An 18,317-nucleotide genomic window follows, 5' to 3' on the forward strand; every position below is an offset into this window, starting at 1 on the left:
ACCTCACAATGCAGCGCGCAGCGCTTCACGAATCAGAGTTTCACTGCTGGCGTCCGGTTTGGCAATTTTGCTCACCATCCGGCTGGCCTCCTGAGGTTTATAGCCCAGCGCCACCAGCGCGGCAACCGCTTCCTGCTCGGCGTCATCATCAGAGGCAGGCGCACCCGGAGCAGTCAGAACCAAATCGGCAGCCGGAGTGAACAGATCGCCGTGCAGACCTTTAAAGCGGTCTTTCATCTCAACAATCAGACGCTCTGCGGTTTTCTTACCAATGCCCGGAAGCTTAACCAGCGCCGCGGGATCTTCGCGCTCAACGGCATTCACAAACTGCGGAGCGGACATGCCGGACAAAATCGCCAGCGCCAGCTTAGGCCCCACACCGTTGGTTTTAATCAGCTCGCGAAACAGGGTGCGTTCCTGCTTGTTGTTAAAGCCGTAAAGCAGCTGAGCGTCTTCACGCACCACAAACTGGGTAAAGACAATCGCCTCTTTGCCCGCGTCCGGCAGCTCGTAGAAGCAGGTCATCGGCATATGGACTTCATAGCCCACGCCACCCACTTCCAGCAGCACTAACGGGGGTTGTTTTTCAATGATGATGCCTCTGAGTCTGCCTATCACGTGACGCTCCTGCGTTCTGGGAGAAATTAACTGCCGACATAATAAAAAAAGGCTGGATGTTTATCCAGCCTGATTTCTGATTATCGTAACCTGCCTCGCGCCAGATTGAGCCGCGACTCGCTCATTTGCATCGCGTTCTGGCTGACGTGGCAGTGGGTAATTGCAATCGCCAGCGCATCGGCGGCGTCGGCCTGCGGGTTCGCGGGAAGTTTCAGCAGGGTGCGCACCATGTGCTGCACCTGGCTCTTCTCCGCACTACCGATGCCCACCACCGTCTGCTTGACCTGCCTTGCCGCGTATTCGAATACCGGCAAATCCTGGTTCACCGCAGCCACGATGGCCACCCCACGCGCCTGACCGAGCTTCAGCGCCGAATCCGCGTTCTTCGCCATAAAGACCTGCTCAATGGCGAAATAGTCTGGCTGAAACTGGGTGATGATCTCCGATACGCCCGCATAAATAAGCTTGAGGCGCGACGGGAGATCGTCCACTTTGGTGCGAATGCATCCACTGCCGAGGTAGGTTAGCTGGCGTCCCACCTGACGGATAACGCCATACCCGGTGACGCGCGAGCCGGGGTCAATCCCGAGGATAATCGACATCACGCGTCTCCCGTAAACGGTTTACAGGCTCTCATCAGAGAGTCGCTGCAACCTCATCAGAGATTTCACCGTTGTGGTACACTTCCTGCACGTCGTCGCAGTCTTCGAGCATGTCGATCAGACGCAGCAGTTTCGGTGCGGTTTCTGCATCCATATCCGCTTTGGTGGACGGGATCATGGAGACTTCAGCGTTGTCCGCTTTCAGGCCCGCCGCTTCCAGCGCATCGCGCACGGCACCCATCTCTTCCCACGCGGTGTAGACGTCAATGGCACCATCATCGTAGGTCACCACGTCTTCCGCACCCGCTTCCAGCGCCGCTTCCATGATCGCATCTTCGTCGCCTTTCTCGAAAGAGATGACGCCTTTTTTGCTGAACAGGTAAGCTACGGAGCCGTCAGTGCCCAGGTTGCCACCGGTTTTGGTGAACGCGTGGCGCACTTCCGCAACGGTACGGTTACGGTTGTCGGACAGGCATTCAACCATCACCGCAGTACCGCCAGGGCCGTAACCTTCATAAATGATGGTTTCCATGTTCGCGTCTTCATCACCGCCCACGCCGCGTGCGATAGCACGGTTCAGGGTGTCACGCGTCATGTTGTTAGACAGCGCTTTATCTACCGCCGCGCGCAGGCGTGGGTTAGAAGCCGGGTCGCCGCCGCCCAGACGCGCTGCTGTCACCAGCTCGCGAATGATTTTGGTAAAGATCTTACCGCGCTTGGCATCCTGTGCCGCTTTACGGTGTTTGGTGTTGGCCCACTTACTATGACCTGCCATAAAAAGTTCTCCAAAAATCGCGCCTTCTCAGGCCGCGTTAATTACAAATTCTTCAATCGCCTGCCGGTTGCTCCACGACTTGGTCAGTGCGGCGGCATCCGCCGCGTTCACCCAGCGGTAGTTCAGGTGTTCGGTAAACACGATCTCCCGCTCATGGGGGAGCGCGAGACAGAACCACGACTCCGTGTTGCGCTCAATGCCCGGCGCATAGCGATGACGTAAATGGCTAAAAATTTCAAACTCCACCGTGCGCTGACAGTCCTTCAGGGTCAGTTGCTCATGAGCAACGTCAATGGTGACCTCTTCCTTTACTTCACGCGCGGCGGCCTGCGGCGCGGTCTCCCCCTCTTCCAGGCTGCCGGTAACCGACTGCCAGAAATCAGGATCGTCGCGCCGCTGCAACATCAGCACCCGCTTCGTGTCTTCTGCATAAATGACCACCAGGACAGAAACGGGAAGCTTATATGCCATATCAGTTTTTCTCTTCCTTCTTCACCACTTCAATGCCCAGCTCGGCCAGCGCTGCCGGGTTGGCAAAGCTTGGCGCTTCGGTCATCAGACACGCTGCGGCAGTGGTTTTCGGGAAGGCGATAACGTCACGAATGTTATCGGTGCCGGTCAGCAGCATGGTCAGACGGTCGAGACCGAAGGCCAGACCCGCGTGCGGAGGCGTGCCGTACTTCAGGGCGTCCAGCAGGAAGCCAAACTTCTCGCGCTGTTCCTGCTCGTTAATACCCAGAATGCCGAACACGGTCTGCTGCATTTCACCGCTGTGAATACGCACGGAGCCGCCGCCCACTTCATAGCCGTTGATAACCATGTCATAAGCGTTTGCCACTGCCTCTTCCGGCGCCGCTTTCAGCTCTGCCGCCGTCATCTCTTTTGGCGAGGTGAACGGGTGGTGCATCGCGGTCAGGCCGCCTTCACCGTCGTCTTCAAACATCGGGAAGTCGATAACCCACAGTGGCGCCCATTTGCTTTCGTCGGTCAGGTTCAGGTCTTTGCCGAGCTTCAGACGCAGCGCGCCCATCGCATCCGCAACGACTTTCTTGTTGTCTGCGCCGAAGAAGATCATGTCGCCGTCCTGCGCACCGGTGCGCTCAAGGATCGCTTCCACGATGTCCGCGTTCAGGAACTTCGCCACCGGGCTGGTGATCCCTTCCAGACCTTTCGCACGCTCGGTCACTTTAATATAGGCCAGACCTTTCGCGCCGTAGATCTTAATAAAGTTGCCGTAGTCATCAATCTGCTTACGGCTCAGCGCCGCGCCGCCCGGTACGCGCAGGGCAGCCACGCGGCCTTTCGGATCGTTAGCCGGTCCCGCGAATACCGCGAACTCAACGGATTTCACCAGGTCTGCTACGTCCACCAGCTCCATCGGGTTACGCAGGTCTGGTTTGTCGGAGCCGTAGCGACGTTCCGCTTCGGCGAAGGTCATGATCGGGAAATCGCCCAGCTCAACGCCCTTCACGTCGTTCCACAGGCTACGCACCAGGGCTTCCATCACTTCACGCACCTGTTCGGCGGTCATGAAGGAGGTTTCCACATCGATCTGGGTAAATTCTGGCTGACGATCAGCGCGCAGGTCTTCGTCGCGGAAGCACTTAACGATTTGATAATAGCGGTCGAAGCCGGACATCATCAGCAGCTGTTTGAACAGCTGCGGTGACTGCGGCAGCGCGTAGAATTTGCCTTTATGAACGCGGGATGGCACCAGGTAATCGCGCGCGCCTTCCGGCGTCGCTTTGGTCAGCATCGGGGTTTCAATATCGAGGAAACCGTGGTCATCCATAAAGCGACGCACCAGGCTGGTGATTTTCGCACGGGTTTTCAGGCGCTGAGCCATTTCCGGACGACGCAGATCCAGGTAGCGGTATTTCAGACGCGCTTCTTCAGTGTTGACGTGGTTGGAGTCCAGCGGCAGCGCTTCGGCACGGTTGATGATAACCAGATCGGACGCCAGCACTTCGATAGCGCCCGTCGCCATGTCTGCGTTAACGTTTTTCTCGTCACGCGCACGCACGGTGCCGGTGACCTGAATGCAGAACTCATTACGCAGCTCAGAGGCCAGCTTCAGCGCATCTGCGCGATCCGGGTCGAAGAACACCTGAACGATACCTTCACGGTCGCGCATATCGATGAAGATAAGGCTACCAAGATCACGACGACGGTTGACCCAACCACACAGGGTGACCTGCTGTCCGACGTGGGACTGACGCAGCTGCCCGCAATATTCTGTACGCATGAGATATCCCTTAATTAGCCGCAGGCTAAATGTCGCCTGGTATGCAGGCTACTATGTCGCAGCTTTCTGTATGTCACAACTGGATGAAAAAAGGCGGCTATTATACTGGAAATTCCGCCGGACGATAAGAGCGAACCACCGCCAGACGGTCGTTTGCTGCACTCTTATTGCGCATTCTCACAAAAATTAACAAAATTATCCGACCGATAACAGGTCATCACGTCGTAAGGTGTTACGGAAGTGATTAATTTACCTGGAGTGACGATGTTAACACTTGATGCCCCCAAAACCGCGCTTGTTGTGATTGATTTACAGGAAGGGATCCTGCCCTTCGCCGGTGGCCCACACGCAGCTGACGAAGTCGTCAGCCGCGCCGCTCGCCTGGCCGAGAAGTGCCGCGCCAGCGGTGCCCCTGTGGTCATGGTGCGCGTCGGCTGGTCCGCTGATTTCGCCGAGGCGTTAAAACAGCCCGTTGATGCCCAGGCACCCGCACATGCCCTGCCGGAAAACTGGTGGACGTACCCGGCGTCGCTGGGCAAACGCGACAGCGATATCGAAGTGACTAAACGCCAGTGGGGCGCGTTCTACGGGACCGACCTTGAGCTGCAGCTTCGCCGCCGCGGTATCGACACCATTATTCTGTGCGGCATTTCCACCAATATCGGCGTGGAATCGACAGCCCGTAACGCCTGGGAGCTGGGCTTTAATCTGGTGATTGCTGAAGATGCCTGCAGCGCGGCTTCCGCCGAACAGCATCAGGGCAGCATGACCCATATCTTCCCGCGCATCGGACGCGTGCGCAGCACGGATGAGATTTTAAGCGCGCTATGATGTACGTGGGCCTGCCCCAGTGGTCGCACCCGAAATGGGTGCGCCTGGGCATTACCAGCCTTGAAGAGTATGCCCGACACTTTAACTGCGTCGAGGGTAACACCACGCTGTATGCGCTGCCCAAAGCCGAGATAGTCGAACGCTGGCGGGAGCAAACAACGGACGATTTCCGTTTCTGCTTTAAGTTTCCGGCGACCATTTCCCACCAGGCCGCGCTGCGCAACTGCGGGGACTTAACGGAAGAATTTTTCACGCGCATGTCGCCGCTGGCGAACCGAATTGGACAATACTGGCTCCAGCTTCCCGCCACGTTTGGCCCGCGCGAACTGCCCGCCCTATGGCAGTTCCTGGATGCCCTGCCCCGCGAATTCACCTACGGCGTGGAACTCCGACACCAGGACTTCTTTGCGAAAGGCGAAGCCGAAAAAGCGCTTAACCGCGGCCTGCTGGATCGTTCCGTTAACCGGGTGATCCTCGACAGTCGTCCGGTGCACAGCGCGGTACCGCATAACGAGGCCATCGTTGATGCTCAGCGTAAAAAACCGAAAGTGCCGGTCCACGCCATCGTGACCGCACAGAACCCGATGGTCAGGTTCATCGGCAGCGACAATATGCAGCAAAATCAGGCGATGTTCGCCGTCTGGCTGCAAAAACTCGCGAGCTGGGAGCACACCACCACGCCGTACCTCTTTTTGCACACGCCGGATATTGCTCAGGCGCCCGAACTGGTCGATGCTCTGTGGCAGGCCTTGCAGGCCGCGGTGCCATCCGTGGGCAGCGCCCCTTCCATCCCACAACAATCTTCTCTTTTCTGATATCACCCCCTATCATAGTGAAGTGCCATCTGCCAAAAACAGGGAGTTAGTATGGTCAGCGCGCTGTATGCGGTGTTAGGTGCATTACTGCTGATTAAATTTTCGTTTGATGTTGTGCGCCTCAGGATGCAATACCGCGTCTCTTACGGCGACGGCGGTTTCTCCGAACTGCAAAGCGCTATTCGCATTCACGGTAATGCGGTGGAATACATCCCCGTTGCTCTCATCCTGCTGCTGTTTATGGAGATGAATGGCGCGGAAACCTGGATGGTGCATATTTGTGGCCTGATGCTTATTGCCGGCCGGTTAATGCATTATTACGGCTTTCACCACCGTTTATTCCGCTGGCGTCGTTCCGGCATGAGCGCGACCTGGTGTTCGCTTTTGCTGATGGTGCTGGCTAACCTGTGGTATATGCCGTGGGAGTTGGTTTTCTCCCTCCATTAGCGCACAATACGCCACTTTATTTTTCCCGGATTTTTACGTTATGTCAGATCGCGACACGCTTTTTTCCGCGCCTATCGCCAGCCTGGGCGACTGGACCTTCGATGAACGGGTAGCCGAAGTCTTCCCGGATATGATCCAGCGCTCTGTTCCCGGTTATTCCAATATTATCTCTATGATCGGTATGCTGGCTGAGCGCTTCGTTCAACCCGGTACGCAGGTCTATGACCTGGGCTGCTCGCTCGGCGCGGCAACGCTGTCGGTACGTCGTAACATTCATCATGATGGCTGCCGAATCATTGCCGTCGATAACTCCCCGGCTATGGTGGAACGCTGCCGTCGCCATATTGACGCGTACAAAGCGCCCGTTCCGGTGGACGTGGTGGAAGGCGATATCCGCGAGATCGAGATTAACAACGCCTCGATGGTAGTGCTGAATTTTACCCTGCAGTTCCTGGTGCCTGAAGACCGCCAGCTGCTGCTGGACAAAATTTACCAGGGGCTGAATCCCGGCGGCGCGCTGGTGCTTTCTGAGAAATTCAGCTTTGAGGATGCCAAAGTAGGCGAGCTGCTGTTCAACATGCACCACGATTTCAAACGGGCGAACGGCTACAGCGAGCTGGAGATCAGCCAGAAGCGCAGCATGCTGGAAAACGTGATGCTGACGGACTCCGTGGAAACCCATAAAGCGCGCCTGCACAAAGCCGGTTTTGAGCACAGCGAACTGTGGTTCCAGTGCTTTAACTTTGGCTCTCTGGTGGCGCTAAAAGCCGGGGATGCCGCATGATCGAATTCAGCAACTTTTATCAGCTGATTGCTAAAAACCATCTTTCCCACTGGCTGGAGACCCTGCCGGCGCAGATTGCCGCCTGGCAGCGCGATCAGCAGCACGGCCTGTTAAAGCAGTGGTCAAATGCCGTGGAGTATCTGCCGGAGCTGACGCCGCATCGTCTGGATTTACTGCACAGCGTGACGGCGGAAAGCGCAGAGCCGCTCCCTGCTGGGCAGATCAATCGCATCGAAACGCTGATGCGTAATTTAATGCCGTGGCGCAAAGGGCCGTTCTCGCTGTACGGCGTGAACATCAATACCGAATGGCGCTCAGACTGGAAGTGGGATCGCGTACTGCCTCACCTTTCCGACCTGACCGGGCGCACCATTCTGGACGTAGGCTGCGGCAGCGGTTACCACATGTGGCGCATGATTGGCGCGGGAGCCCATCTGGCGGTCGGCATCGACCCGATGCAGCTCTTCCTGTGCCAGTTTGAGGCGGTGCGAAAACTGCTCGGCAACGACCAGCGCGCGCACCTGCTGCCGCTGGGCATAGAGCAGCTCCCTGCCCTGAAAGCGTTCGATACCGTCTTCTCAATGGGCGTGCTGTATCATCGTCGTTCCCCGCTTGAACACCTGTGGCAGCTCAAAGATCAGCTGGTCAGCGGCGGCGAGCTGGTGCTGGAAACGCTGGTGATTGAAGGCGATGAGCATGCGGTTCTGGTGCCGGGCGATCGCTACGCGCAGATGCGCAACGTTTACTTCATCCCGTCCGCGCTGGCGCTGAAAAACTGGCTGGAGAAATGCGGATTTGTGGATGTGCGCATTGCTGATGTTTGCGTAACGTCTATCGAAGAGCAGCGCCGCACCGACTGGATGATCACCGAATCGCTGGAGCAGTTCCTCGACCCGGCCGACCACAGCAAAACCGTTGAAGGCTATCCTGCACCGATGCGTGCGGTGTTGATTGCGACCAAGCCGTAGTTTTCCCCTCTCCCCCGTGGGGTGAGGGGATAAAAAAAGGCCCCTGTTGAAATTGCAGGGGCCTGGTACAAGCAAGCATCATATTGGGCGACATGATGCGCGGTAAAAATCGGTACGTTGCTACACGTGATGACGCTCAATCAGCGACTTCATTTCCGCAACCGACTCTCCCTCTACGCCGTAGCGAGAATATTCATCCGCTTCAGCATCCGTCGACATTGACAGCCCTGTATTGCGATAACGCATGGGTGAAGGTATCCATTTCCCCGCAGAGCTGTGAAGCTCTTCCACCCCGGCGTTTAAAAACCGTTCCAGATTGCTGGCACGGACTCCCGCACCCGCCATTATTATTGGAACACCGGAATGTGCTTTTAGTTCCGTAATTAATTGCAGACCTTTTTCCGCCGAAGACTGCTGTCCCGATGTCAGGACGCGCGCTACGCCAAGTTCGGCAAGCGTATCAAACGCTTGCAGGGGATCTTTGCACATATCAAACGCACGATGAAAGGTGACGGCCATTCCTTTCGCGGCGTCCATCACCTTACGCATCCGCGGCAGGTCGACGTGACCATCTTCATCAAGCAGGCCGGTAACCAGCCCCGGGAAGCCCAGGTCACGAACCAGCGCGATATCTTCAAGCATGGCACTGAACTCGCCCGCCGTGTAACAAAAATCGCCGCCGCGAGGCCGAATAATCGGGTGGACCGGGATGGTGACGGCCTGGCGGGCAGACTTCAACACGCCGTATGAAGGCGTTAACCCCCCTTCTTTCGGGGCGGCGCATAGCTCAATACGGTCAGCTCCCATCTGTTGCGCCGTTACGGCACACGCCACGCTGTAACAACAAATCTCCAGCAGCGCCATCTGCTTCTCCTTAAAATCAGCTTAACGCGCCATCATGGCACGCCTCTCGTTTCGTGTCTCAGCGACGAATCACAACTCTCAGGCTTCGCTGGCAACGATCTGCTCAATGGTCCAGGGATGAAATTTCACGGTCACCTGCCCGTCCGTCACGGCCAGCGTCGGGTTAGGCAGACGCTCGCGCTCGCCTTTGGGTGAACTCGTCTTCACAAAAATTCCCGGCTTGCTTAACCCGTCGTCTGACAGCAGGGCCAGAGCCCGCGAGTTCAACGTTTCCGGCTCACCCGGCAGGACGATTTCGATATGCTCCCAGCCTTCGTGCGGATAGCGTTTCTCGCCCGGCCACGGCAGTTCAACCACGGTGAACTGCCAGTGCGCCACGTTCACCGGCTCATGCAGTTTGAACAGGCAAATGGGGCGTCCATTGATGATGTTTTCAGAGAGCAGCTCGCCGCACTGTTCAAACCCGCGACGCCAGCGCTCGGCGGTGGCATTCTGGTGGCAGCGCAAGGAAATGTGATCCGCCTCAAGCGGCACGATATCCAGACCAAGACGGGTGGCAAGTTCTGTGAACGCCTTTGTGAAGCGCGGTAAATCTGCGGAAATATCATGCAGTTCGTCAATGGATTGCCAGTTCGCCATAAGTCAGTCTCTTTTCGTGTCGCAAAGCCGCTAATTTACTCCGTTGCCCCGTTTTGACCAACCGCAGAATCCGGCTTTTTATGACTGCATGGTTATGCACGCTTTCTTAGCCTGGATTCTGAGCAATCTTCGGGCCCCGCAATGCTGACGCCAGAAGGCATTTGCAGTATACTCCCGCCCTAAATTCTTTAACTGGCGCGGGCGGTTGTAAGCCCGCATCAAAAACGTAAGGTATCCAGGTGAATATTCAGGCTCTTCTCTCCGAAAAAGTCAGTCAGGCACTGATTGCCGCAGGCGCACCTGCGGATTGCGAACCGCAGGTTCGTCAGTCAGCAAAAGTACAGTTTGGCGACTATCAGGCTAATGGCGTGATGGCAGTGGCTAAAAAACTGGGCATGCCGCCGCGACAGCTCGCTGAGCAGGTACTGACGCATCTGGATCTCTCCGGCATCGCCAGCAAAACCGAAATTGCTGGTCCGGGCTTTATCAATATTTTCCTTGAGCCTGCGTTCCTGGCGAGCCACGTTGACGCGGCGCTGAAATCTGACCGTCTGGGCGTTTTCCAGCCGGAAGCGCAGACCGTGGTAGTCGACTACTCAGCCCCGAACGTGGCGAAGGAGATGCACGTAGGCCACCTGCGCTCCACCATCATTGGTGACGCCGCGGTACGCACCCTTGAATTCCTCGGTCACAAGGTGATCCGCGCGAACCACGTGGGCGACTGGGGCACCCAGTTCGGCATGCTGATTGCTTACCTGGAAAAACAGCAGCAGGAAAACGCGGGTGAAATGGCGCTGGCGGACCTGGAAGGGTTCTACCGCGAAGCCAAAAAGCACTATGACGAAGACGAAGCCTTTGCCGAGCGCGCGCGCAGCTACGTGGTGAAGCTGCAGGGCGGGGATCAATACTTCCTCGAGATGTGGCGCAAGCTGGTTGACATCACCATGTCCCAGAACCAGCTTACCTATAACCGTCTGAACGTGACCCTGACTCGCGACGACGTGATGGGTGAAAGCCTGTACAACCCGATGCTGCCAGGCATTGTGGCGGACCTGAAAGCCAAAAACCTGGCGGTGGAGAGCGAAGGCGCAACGGTAGTGTTCCTTGATGAGTACAAAAACAAGGAAGGCGAACCGATGGGCGTGATTATCCAGAAAAAGGATGGCGGCTATCTCTACACCACCACGGACATCGCGTGTGCGAAATACCGTTACGAAACCCTGCATGCGGACCGCGTGCTGTACTACATCGACTCCCGTCAGCACCAGCACCTGATGCAGGCGTGGACTATCGTGCGTAAAGCCGGTTACGTGCCGGACTGCGTGCCGCTGGAACACCACATGTTCGGCATGATGCTGGGTAAAGACGGCAAGCCGTTCAAAACCCGCGCGGGCGGTACCGTGAAGCTTTCCGATCTGCTGGACGAAGCGCTGGAGCGCGCCCGTCGCCTGGTGGCAGAGAAGAACCCGGACATGCCTGCTGACGAACTGGAAAAACTGGCCAACGCCGTGGGTATCGGTGCGGTGAAATACGCGGATCTTTCCAAGAACCGCACCACCGACTACATCTTCGACTGGGACAACATGCTGGCGTTTGAAGGCAACACGGCGCCGTACATGCAGTACGCCTATACCCGCGTGCTCTCCGTGTTCCGCAAGGCGAACATTGATGAAAGCGTGCTGGCGAATACGACAGTGACCATCACGGAAGATCGTGAAGCACAGCTGGCGGCGCGTCTGCTGCAGTTCGAAGAGACGCTGACGGTTGTCGCGCGTGACGGCACGCCGCACGTGATGTGTGCTTACCTGTACGATCTGGCGGGTCTGTTCTCCGGCTTCTACGAGCACTGCCCTATTCTGTCTGCAGAAAATGAATCGGTGCGTAACAGCCGCCTGAAGCTGGCTCAGCTGACGGCGAAGACCCTGAAGCTGGGTCTGGATACCCTGGGTATCGAAACCGTAGAACGTATGTAAAAAAGAAACCCGGCAAACGCCGGGTTTTTTATTATCAGAAGTATTTCCGCAAATACTCTGTCAGACAGAGAATCGCCATCGCCTGTCCATACGGCATCGACGTCAGCGGGATCTGGCGATAAAACTCAAGATCGCTGCCCATGCCCGTCCCGAACGACGTTTGCAGCAACTCCCCTTCCGGCGAGATATTTTTCACGATGCCGCGAATCGCTTTTTCAGCAACGTCAGCATATTCAGGCTCAACATAGCGCTTCCGCACCGCTTTCAGGATCCCGTAGGCAAACCCTGCCGTGGCGGATGCCTCCAGGTACGAGTTCGGATCGTCCAGCAGCGTATGCCACAACCCGCTTTCGTCCTGACATTTTGCCAGCGCGGCAACCTGCGCCTTCAGCACCTGCACCAGATAACGGCGCACGGCGTTGTTTTCCGGCAGATCCACCAGTTCGAGGAAGTCGGGGATCACGATGGTGAGCCAGCTGTTGCCGCGCGCCCAGCGGGCCCGGGCAAAGTTATGATTGCCGTCGTAGCTCCAGCCGTGGAACCACAGCCCCGTCTCCCGGTCCATCAGGTTCTGCACGTGGAGCAGGAACTGATAGATCGCCTCCTCTACGTACTCCGGCTTATTCAGCAGCCTGCCGATTTTCGCCAGCGGCAGCACCGTCATCATCAGCGTGTCGTCCCACATCTGCTGATGATTCTCTTCCGCCAGCGTGATGTGCTGCATACCGCCGTGTTCGGTGCGTGGCATTTCAGTCATCGCCCACTCCGCCCAGCTTTCCAGCCACGGCAGCCAGGCCGGGTTTTTGCTCTCTTCGTAGCGATAGGCCAGCGTCAGGAACGGCGACATCGTATTGACGTTTTTGGTGGTGGCGCCTTCCGCAAAGCGGTCGGCAAACCAGCTGTCGATAATGTTGCGCATCCCTTCGTCACCGGTCTGGCAGTAGTACTGCCAGATGCCATACAGGCCGACGCCGTGCGTCCACTCCCATCCGGCCCAGCCTTTGGTGTCGATCACGCGCCCGTCGTCCAGCCGCAGCAAAAATTCACCCGTTTTGTCGTGGATATTGACCAGGTTGTGCGTCACTTTTTGAATCAGTGATTTCAGCTCGTCCCGGGCGATAAAGCGCTCTGGCTGACGCAATAGCGGGCTATGTTTGACAGGCCAAACTTTCATCATCTTAACCTCTGTTGTATGTCGAATTGAGTACCGCGCGATCCTTCAGCGAAGATGCAGCTGGCTTATTGCGATTCAGATAACCGATGTTGTTATTGCCCCACAGTGACTCATAAGGCATACCGGCCAGCATCTCGACGGTGGCGCGGGCGTGTGGCGTCGCTGACTCCGGCATCGCATGACCACACTCACGCATTTTCGCGGTCTCCTCACGCAGCGTGCTGTGGGTCTGCAAATTAAGCCTGAAGCGCAGGGAAACGAGGAAACCGCAGAACAGCACCAGGATGGTGCCCACGCTCAGGATCAGCAGAATGGTGTGGCTCACTTCCGCAGGCTGTACCTTCTGACCGCTGACAAAGCCGGACATTTGCATCACGATGCCTACCAGCATCACCGCACCGGCCTGTGACGCCTTACGGGTCAGGGTCATGATGCCGGCGAAAATCCCTTCCCGGCGCTGGCCGGTGATCGCTTCATCCACGTCAGCAATGTAGGTATAGGTATTCCATGGCACGTAGTTAATACCGCCGCGACCCAGCCCAGCCACCGCAGAGATCAGCAACAGCAGAGCGTAGACGTCGCTCAGACCGGCGTAATAGAGCATGGCGTAAGAGAGAGACGCCAGGCCAAACAGCACCACCACCATGCGGTAGGACGGCGCAGGTCCGAAGCGAATACACAGCGGGATCATCCCGATCACGGCGAGGAACTGGAAGATAGCCATCGTGCCCAGCAGGTTGGACGCCATTGACGCTTCCTGCATCAGCACAAACACCACGTAATAGGTGAAGACTGCGTTAAATACGTCCTGCGCGATGTAGCCGCCGAGGTACATGCCGAGATGCTGACGGAAAATCTTGATTCGCAGCGTAGAGCTTAATTCGACAAACAGACGATTGATGCTTTGCCCCAGCGTCAGTTTCTTCTTCTCTTCTTCGGCACGCAGCGCCGCTTCAGACCACTCCTCACGCGGGCGCTCCCAGGTAAAGAACCAGACAAAGGTCAGCATCAGGGCGCACAGCACGGAGAAAACCAGGCTTGCGTAAAAGAATGAGATGGCGTTGTCTTTACCGAAGTGGGTGAGCAGGATCCCCGGCAGGAAGGAGGCCAGAATCGCTGACATCTGCGCCATAGAAATACGCGCCCCGGAGAACTTGGTTTTCTGTTTGAAGTCGTCGGTCATTTCCGGCACCAGCGTCTCGTAAGGCACCAGAATCATGGTGTAGACAATATCAAACACCAGATAGGTCAGCAGGTAGTACCAGAAATTCATGTCCCCTACCCACATCAACGAGTAGCTGAACACGCACGGAATGCCTAGCAGGATAAAGAACTTACGGCGACCAAAGCGCTTTCCAGGCCAGGTCGTACCGAAGTTATCCGTCAAAAAGCCCATTAACGGGCTGACAACAGCATCCAGCACCCTCGCAGCGGCAAAGATGAAGGTTGCTTCAATCGGTGTGAGTCCACAGAAGGTGGTATAAAAATACAAAAGCCAGGCCGCCGTCAGGGCGGTCGTACCAGCCCCGAGAAAATCGCCTGCCCCGTAAGCAAGATAATTTGCGAGTCCAATTTTACGTGTTTTCATTGCCGTCAACCCTAAGCAAATTTGGGAGACTCCCTGCAAGTAAGGCTCATCGGGGAGTTTTTACACGGCTACAGTAAATGCAACGACGTCCTGATACCTTTCTGTTTCTGCCATCACGGGCAGGGTAAATGGCAAAAATGCAAAGAGTCGCGTCACGCGTGTCACTAATTTATAAAACAGCGTTTCTGTTGCATCAAAAGGTGAGGTCAATTTTGCGAGACAGCCATCAGAATTGACTGATGGCTGATGACAAAGGCAGGCAGCTAGCGGTAGTTGACGATGACAGAATTGCTCTGCACCTTCAGCGCCGGGATCAAACGTCCTCCGCCCGGCACTTCCCAGATAAAACGTAAAGGTTCAATGGCCGGCACGCCGTTGAACGCCTGCGTTGTGCCATTTTCGCCGTCGATTTCCGTGCAGCGGGTCTGTGAGCAGAGGCGCACCCGCAGTCCGGCTGGCGTTGGGCCAATCAGCCTGTAGTTCCACACCACCATCCCCATCTGACCAGAAACCGTTTCAGAGGGCGACAGCGGATTAGAAGAGATGGTGACACCCCGGTTGCTGAGGGTCACGCCCATGCTGCTTGCCTGCCAGGACCCTTCCCCGGCAGCCTGAGCCGCCAGCGGGAAGAGCAAAATCCATAGCCATTTCATTATTTTCCTCCAATCGTTGCCGTCATGCGGATATGGCGGTTATCCGACAGCTCCAGATTCGACAGCACAACAAGCTGATTCAGGCTGCGGCGCAGGAAGCGCGACAGCAGCGGACGCAGCGCGTGGTTGACCAGCAGCACCGGCGGCGCGCCCAGCATCTCCTGACGCGCCAGCGCCTCCTGAGTTTGCTCCAGCAGGCGATCCGCCAGGCCAGGCTCGAGGCCGCCGCCACCCTGCAGGGCCTGCAGCAGCAGGCGTTCAAGCGGCGTATCGAGGCCAATCACCTGGACTTCGCCGGTCCCCGGGAACCACTGCTGGGTGATCGCACGCCCCAGCGCCACGCGCACCACCGCCGTCAGCTCGTGCGGATCGCTCTGCAGCGGCGCATGCTCGGCAAGGGTTTCCAGGATGGTACGCATATCGCGGATCGGCACTTTTTCCTCAAGCAGGTTTTGCAGCACCTTGTGCAGCGTAGTTAACGTCAGCACGCCCGGCACCAGGTCTTCCGTCAGCTTCGGCATCTCCTGCGTCACGCGATCGAGAAGCTGCTGCGCTTCCTGACGGCCAAACAGCTCGGCCGAGAATTGCCCAATCAGGTGATTAAGGTGGGTTGCCACCACGGTACTGGCTTCGACAACCGTATAACCCTGAATTTGCGCCTGCTCTTTCAGCGCGCTTTCAATCCAGATTGCCGCAAGGCCAAAGGCCGGATCGACGGTCTGCTCGCCCGGCAGCGTGCCTGCTGCAGTGCCAGGGTTAATCGCCAGCCAGCGTCCCGGGTAAGCTTCGCCGCTGCCAATTTCAACACCCTTCATCAGAATACGATAGCGCGCGGGCGGAAGGTCCATATTGTCCTTGATATGCACCACCGGCGGCAGGAAGCCCATGTCCTGGGCGAATTTTTTACGGATGCTGCGGATGCGGCCAAGCAGCTCTCCATCCTGCTGGAAATCCACCATCGGGATCAGGCGATACCCCACTTCCATTCCCAGGGAATCTTCCAGCTGAACGTCGTTCCAGGTTGCTTCGACGGCCTGGGTGTTCTCCGGCATTTTCACCGGAACAGGTTCCCCTGCCGGTTGGGTTTCCCGGCCACGCATCCACCAGGCAAGGCCCAGCAGCCCCGCCGTAAACAGCAAGAACACGAGGTTTGGCATACCCGGCACCAGACCGAGCAGCCCGAGAACCGCCGCGGCCAGCAGCATCACGCGTGGGTTACTGAACAGCTGGCCCACCATCTGCTCGCCAACGTCCTGATCGGTACTGACGCGGGTCACGATAACGCCTGCCGCAGTGGAGATAACCAGCGCCGGGATCTGTGCGACCAGACCGTCACCAATGGTCAGCAGCGTATAGCTTTCCGCCGCGTGGCCCATGTCCATCCCGTGCTGCAGTACCCCCACCAGCAGGCCGCCGACCACGTTAATCACCATGATCAGGATGCCCGCGATGGCATCACCGCGCACAAACTTACTTGCACCGTCCATGGAGCCGTAGAAGTCCGCTTCCTGGGTCACTTCCGCGCGGCGTTTTTTGGCTTCATCTTCAGCGATAAGCCCGGCGTTCAGATCGGCGTCGATCGCCATCTGCTTGCCCGGCATCCCGTCCAGCACAAAACGCGCGCCCACTTCCGCAATACGCCCGGCACCTTTGGTGATAACCATAAAGTTGATGATCACGAGGATAACGAACACCACGATACCGATAGCGAAGTTCCCGCCCACCAGGAAGTGGCCGAAGGCCTCGACCACCTTACCCGCCGCTGCCGCGCCGGTGTGGCCCTCCATCAGGATGATACGCGTGGAGGCCACGTTCAGCGCCAGCCGCAGCAAAGTGGTAAACAGCAGAATGGTCGGGAACGCGGCGAACTCCAGCGTGCGCTGGGTGAACATCGCCACCAGCAGCACCATAATGGACAGCGCAATATTGAAGGTGAAAAGCAGATCGAGGATGAACGCCGGGAGCGGCAGTACCATCATCGACAGAATTAACAGGATGAGGATCGGCCCGGCGAGGATCTGCCATTGGGTCGATTTCAGGTTGCCGGGCAGGCGCAACATTGCCACCAGATTAGCCATCAGTGTCCTTCTCGTTCATAAAATCCAGCGCGGCAGGCACCGGAAGGTTCTCAGGTTTGACAGGCCGTTGACCGCCGGCCAGACGCCAGCGCTTCAACTGCCATACCCAGGCCAGCACTTCCGCCACCGCGGCGTAGAGCTGTCCAGGGATCTGTTGTCCGATATCCGCGTGGCGGTAGAGGGCTCGCGCCAGCGGAGGCGCTTCCAGGATCGGCACGCGATTTTCGGTACCAATTTCCCTGATGCGCAATGCAATCAGCCCCGCCCCTTTTGCCACCACTTTCGGCGCGCTCATTTTGTTTTCGTCATAGCGCAGCGCCACGGAATAGTGCGTCGGGTTGGTAACGATGACGTCCGCTTTCGGCACATCTTCCATCATGCGGCGACGGGCAGCGGCACGCTGCATCTGCCGGATGCGCCCCTTCACGTGCGGGTCACCTTCCATCTGCTTATATTCGTCGCGGATGTCCTGACGTGACATTCGCAGTTTCTTGAAGTGGGAATAGAGCTGGAAGATAACGTCAAAACCCACCATCGGAATAATGCTGAGCACCACCAGCAGCGCGCAAAGCCCGACCAGGTTCAGCGCATTGCTCATCGCGGTAAGGGGCGACTCGCTGATAAGGCGCATCATTTCGGGCCAGTGGTACCAGAGGAAAAACCCTGCGGAACTGCCCATCAGCACCGATTTGAGAATAGCCTTGAGCAGCTCGGCCCCGGTCTGCGCCGAGAACATTTTCGCAATGCCCTGCAGCGGGTTCAGTTTTGAAAATTTAGGTTGCAGCGATTTTCCGCTAAAGACCAGCCCGCCCAGCATCACCGGGGAGACCAGCGCCACCAGCACCACGCCGGTAATCAGGGGCAGTAGCGCAACCATGGCCCCTTTTATCAGCTGAATAATCTGGCTGAGGATCAGATTCGGGTCGTTGACCATGCTGTGGTCAAAACGTAAGCCGGTAGAGAGCATCCCCGCCAGCTTGCGGGCGAGCGACTCCCCGCCCCACCAGATAATGCACACGCCTACGATAAGGATCAGCAGGGAGGTCAATTCTCGGGATCGGGGGATCTGCCCTTCCTCACGCGCCTTTTCTAGTCGGTGGGGTGTGGGGGCTTCCGTTTTGTCGTCGTTCTCTTCTGCCACAGTGCATGCTCAGCCCATTACGTCACGGGTATCATGCCAGCGCAGCGGAAATCCAATGGCGGGAAAAGCCCGTTTATTCGGGCTCTTTTCGGTGATTTTGTCGTAAACCGCCTCAGGCGGCG

The 18,317-nt window shown here is 57.3% G+C and carries 18 protein-coding genes; 6 read left to right on the top strand and 12 right to left on the bottom strand.

The window, feature by feature from the left end; translation table 11 throughout:
* Positions 1–3: 3 nt before the first annotated feature.
* The 5 genes from ruvA to aspS form a co-directional block, all read right to left on the bottom strand.
* On the bottom strand, positions 4–618 hold the full coding sequence (ruvA, locus tag ACMGGH_RS19515) for a Holliday junction branch migration protein RuvA (RefSeq protein ID WP_028013624.1): 615 nt from the start codon (positions 616–618) through the stop codon (positions 4–6).
* An 80-nt stretch (positions 619–698) separates the two neighbouring features.
* On the bottom strand, positions 699–1,220 hold the full coding sequence (gene ruvC / locus ACMGGH_RS19520; protein ID WP_003859749.1) for a crossover junction endodeoxyribonuclease RuvC: 522 nt from the start codon (positions 1,218–1,220) through the stop codon (positions 699–701).
* Positions 1,221–1,254: 34 nt separating this feature from the next.
* Positions 1,255–1,995: a YebC/PmpR family DNA-binding transcriptional regulator gene (locus ACMGGH_RS19525; protein ID WP_003859747.1), complete on the bottom strand. Its 741-nt coding sequence runs from the start codon at positions 1,993–1,995 to the stop codon at positions 1,255–1,257.
* A gap of 27 nt (positions 1,996–2,022) precedes the next feature.
* Positions 2,023–2,466: a dihydroneopterin triphosphate diphosphatase gene (nudB, locus tag ACMGGH_RS19530; RefSeq protein WP_059353978.1), complete on the bottom strand. Its 444-nt coding sequence runs from the start codon at positions 2,464–2,466 to the stop codon at positions 2,023–2,025.
* A gap of 1 nt (position 2,467) precedes the next feature.
* On the bottom strand, positions 2,468–4,240 hold the full coding sequence (gene aspS / locus ACMGGH_RS19535) for an aspartate--tRNA ligase (RefSeq protein ID WP_028013627.1): 1,773 nt from the start codon (positions 4,238–4,240) through the stop codon (positions 2,468–2,470).
* A gap of 264 nt (positions 4,241–4,504) precedes the next feature.
* On the opposite strand from aspS, the gene ACMGGH_RS19540 reads away from it, so the two are divergent.
* Genes ACMGGH_RS19540 through cmoB form a run of 5 tightly spaced genes read left to right on the top strand, consistent with a single transcriptional unit; the run spans position 4,505 to position 8,085 of the window.
* Entirely contained in the window at positions 4,505–5,071 is a 567-nt protein-coding gene (locus tag ACMGGH_RS19540; RefSeq protein ID WP_232948496.1) for a hydrolase, read from the top strand.
* Entirely contained in the window at positions 5,068–5,886 is an 819-nt protein-coding gene (locus ACMGGH_RS19545) for a DUF72 domain-containing protein (protein WP_232948495.1), read from the top strand. The genes ACMGGH_RS19540 and ACMGGH_RS19545 overlap by 4 nt, the downstream gene beginning before the upstream one ends.
* 51 nt (positions 5,887–5,937) lie before the next feature.
* Entirely contained in the window at positions 5,938–6,333 is a 396-nt protein-coding gene (locus ACMGGH_RS19550; protein ID WP_028013630.1) for an MAPEG family protein, read from the top strand.
* 40 nt (positions 6,334–6,373) lie between these two features.
* A complete protein-coding gene (gene cmoA / locus ACMGGH_RS19555) occupies positions 6,374–7,117 on the top strand; it encodes a carboxy-S-adenosyl-L-methionine synthase CmoA (protein ID WP_045260318.1) in 744 nt (247 codons plus the stop codon).
* Complete coding sequence (gene cmoB / locus ACMGGH_RS19560) at positions 7,114–8,085, top strand: tRNA 5-methoxyuridine(34)/uridine 5-oxyacetic acid(34) synthase CmoB (RefSeq protein WP_028013632.1); 972 nt, start codon at positions 7,114–7,116, stop codon at positions 8,083–8,085. Before cmoA ends, cmoB begins: the two co-directional genes overlap by 4 nt.
* A 120-nt stretch (positions 8,086–8,205) precedes the next feature.
* Here the strand turns inward: cmoB and cutC are convergent, their stop codons facing one another.
* Together cutC and ACMGGH_RS19570 are read right to left on the bottom strand one after the other, a co-directional pair.
* On the bottom strand, positions 8,206–8,949 hold the full coding sequence (gene cutC, locus ACMGGH_RS19565; RefSeq protein ID WP_028013633.1) for a copper homeostasis protein CutC: 744 nt from the start codon (positions 8,947–8,949) through the stop codon (positions 8,206–8,208).
* A 78-nt stretch (positions 8,950–9,027) separates the two neighbouring features.
* Positions 9,028–9,588 (bottom strand): VOC family protein, encoded by a 561-nt coding sequence (locus ACMGGH_RS19570; RefSeq protein WP_059358200.1) that lies wholly within the window; start codon positions 9,586–9,588, stop codon positions 9,028–9,030.
* Between the two features lie 239 nt (positions 9,589–9,827).
* Between ACMGGH_RS19570 and argS the strand changes: the two genes are divergently transcribed.
* Positions 9,828–11,561, top strand: coding sequence for an arginine--tRNA ligase (gene argS, locus ACMGGH_RS19575; protein WP_232948494.1), 1,734 nt, complete (start codon positions 9,828–9,830; stop codon positions 11,559–11,561).
* A gap of 34 nt (positions 11,562–11,595) precedes the next feature.
* On the opposite strand, the gene ACMGGH_RS19580 is transcribed toward argS, so the two are convergent.
* The 5 genes from ACMGGH_RS19580 to flhB all read right to left on the bottom strand — a co-directional run bounded on the left by ACMGGH_RS19580 (position 11,596) and on the right by flhB (position 18,195).
* Complete coding sequence (locus tag ACMGGH_RS19580; protein ID WP_194385834.1) at positions 11,596–12,735, bottom strand: glycoside hydrolase family 88/105 protein; 1,140 nt, start codon at positions 12,733–12,735, stop codon at positions 11,596–11,598.
* 4 nt (positions 12,736–12,739) lie between these two features.
* On the bottom strand, positions 12,740–14,323 hold the full coding sequence (locus ACMGGH_RS19585; protein ID WP_045631221.1) for an MFS transporter: 1,584 nt from the start codon (positions 14,321–14,323) through the stop codon (positions 12,740–12,742).
* A 263-nt stretch (positions 14,324–14,586) separates the two neighbouring features.
* Positions 14,587–14,979, bottom strand: a complete 393-nt coding sequence (gene flhE / locus ACMGGH_RS19590; RefSeq protein ID WP_232948578.1) for a flagellar protein FlhE — start codon at positions 14,977–14,979, stop codon at positions 14,587–14,589.
* Positions 14,976–17,054, bottom strand: coding sequence for a flagellar biosynthesis protein FlhA (flhA, locus tag ACMGGH_RS19595; RefSeq protein ID WP_193540528.1), 2,079 nt, complete (start codon positions 17,052–17,054; stop codon positions 14,976–14,978). Before flhA ends, flhE begins: the two co-directional genes overlap by 4 nt.
* Positions 17,047–18,195 (bottom strand): flagellar biosynthesis protein FlhB, encoded by a 1,149-nt coding sequence (flhB, locus tag ACMGGH_RS19600; RefSeq protein WP_028013642.1) that lies wholly within the window; start codon positions 18,193–18,195, stop codon positions 17,047–17,049. Before flhB ends, flhA begins: the two co-directional genes overlap by 8 nt.
* Between the last annotated feature and the right edge of the window lie 122 nt (positions 18,196–18,317).

It is taken from the genome of Enterobacter sp. BNK-16 (assembly GCF_048684955.1).
GTDB lineage: Bacteria > Pseudomonadota > Gammaproteobacteria > Enterobacterales > Enterobacteriaceae > Enterobacter > Enterobacter bugandensis.

Bases quoted from the DNA above. Each gene is read 5' to 3' on its own strand.
- ACMGGH_RS19540 (WP_232948496.1), top strand. From the start codon at position 4,505: ATGTTAACACTTGATGCCCCCAAAACCGCGCTTGTTGTGATTGATTTA.
- ACMGGH_RS19585 (WP_045631221.1), bottom strand. From the start codon at position 14,323: ATGAAAACACGTAAAATTGGACTCGCAAATTATCTTGCTTACGGGGCA.
- ACMGGH_RS19580 (WP_194385834.1), bottom strand. From the start codon at position 12,735: ATGAAAGTTTGGCCTGTCAAACATAGCCCGCTATTGCGTCAGCCAGAG.
- ACMGGH_RS19525 (WP_003859747.1), bottom strand. From the start codon at position 1,995: ATGGCAGGTCATAGTAAGTGGGCCAACACCAAACACCGTAAAGCGGCA.
- nudB (WP_059353978.1), bottom strand. From the start codon at position 2,466: ATGGCATATAAGCTTCCCGTTTCTGTCCTGGTGGTCATTTATGCAGAA.
- cmoB (WP_028013632.1), top strand. From the start codon at position 7,114: ATGATCGAATTCAGCAACTTTTATCAGCTGATTGCTAAAAACCATCTT.
- cmoA (WP_045260318.1), top strand. From the start codon at position 6,374: ATGTCAGATCGCGACACGCTTTTTTCCGCGCCTATCGCCAGCCTGGGC.
- cutC (WP_028013633.1), bottom strand. From the start codon at position 8,949: ATGGCGCTGCTGGAGATTTGTTGTTACAGCGTGGCGTGTGCCGTAACG.
- ACMGGH_RS19570 (WP_059358200.1), bottom strand. From the start codon at position 9,588: ATGGCGAACTGGCAATCCATTGACGAACTGCATGATATTTCCGCAGAT.
- flhA (WP_193540528.1), bottom strand. From the start codon at position 17,054: ATGGCTAATCTGGTGGCAATGTTGCGCCTGCCCGGCAACCTGAAATCG.
- ACMGGH_RS19550 (WP_028013630.1), top strand. From the start codon at position 5,938: ATGGTCAGCGCGCTGTATGCGGTGTTAGGTGCATTACTGCTGATTAAA.
- ACMGGH_RS19545 (WP_232948495.1), top strand. From the start codon at position 5,068: ATGATGTACGTGGGCCTGCCCCAGTGGTCGCACCCGAAATGGGTGCGC.
- ruvC (WP_003859749.1), bottom strand. From the start codon at position 1,220: ATGTCGATTATCCTCGGGATTGACCCCGGCTCGCGCGTCACCGGGTAT.
- aspS (WP_028013627.1), bottom strand. From the start codon at position 4,240: ATGCGTACAGAATATTGCGGGCAGCTGCGTCAGTCCCACGTCGGACAG.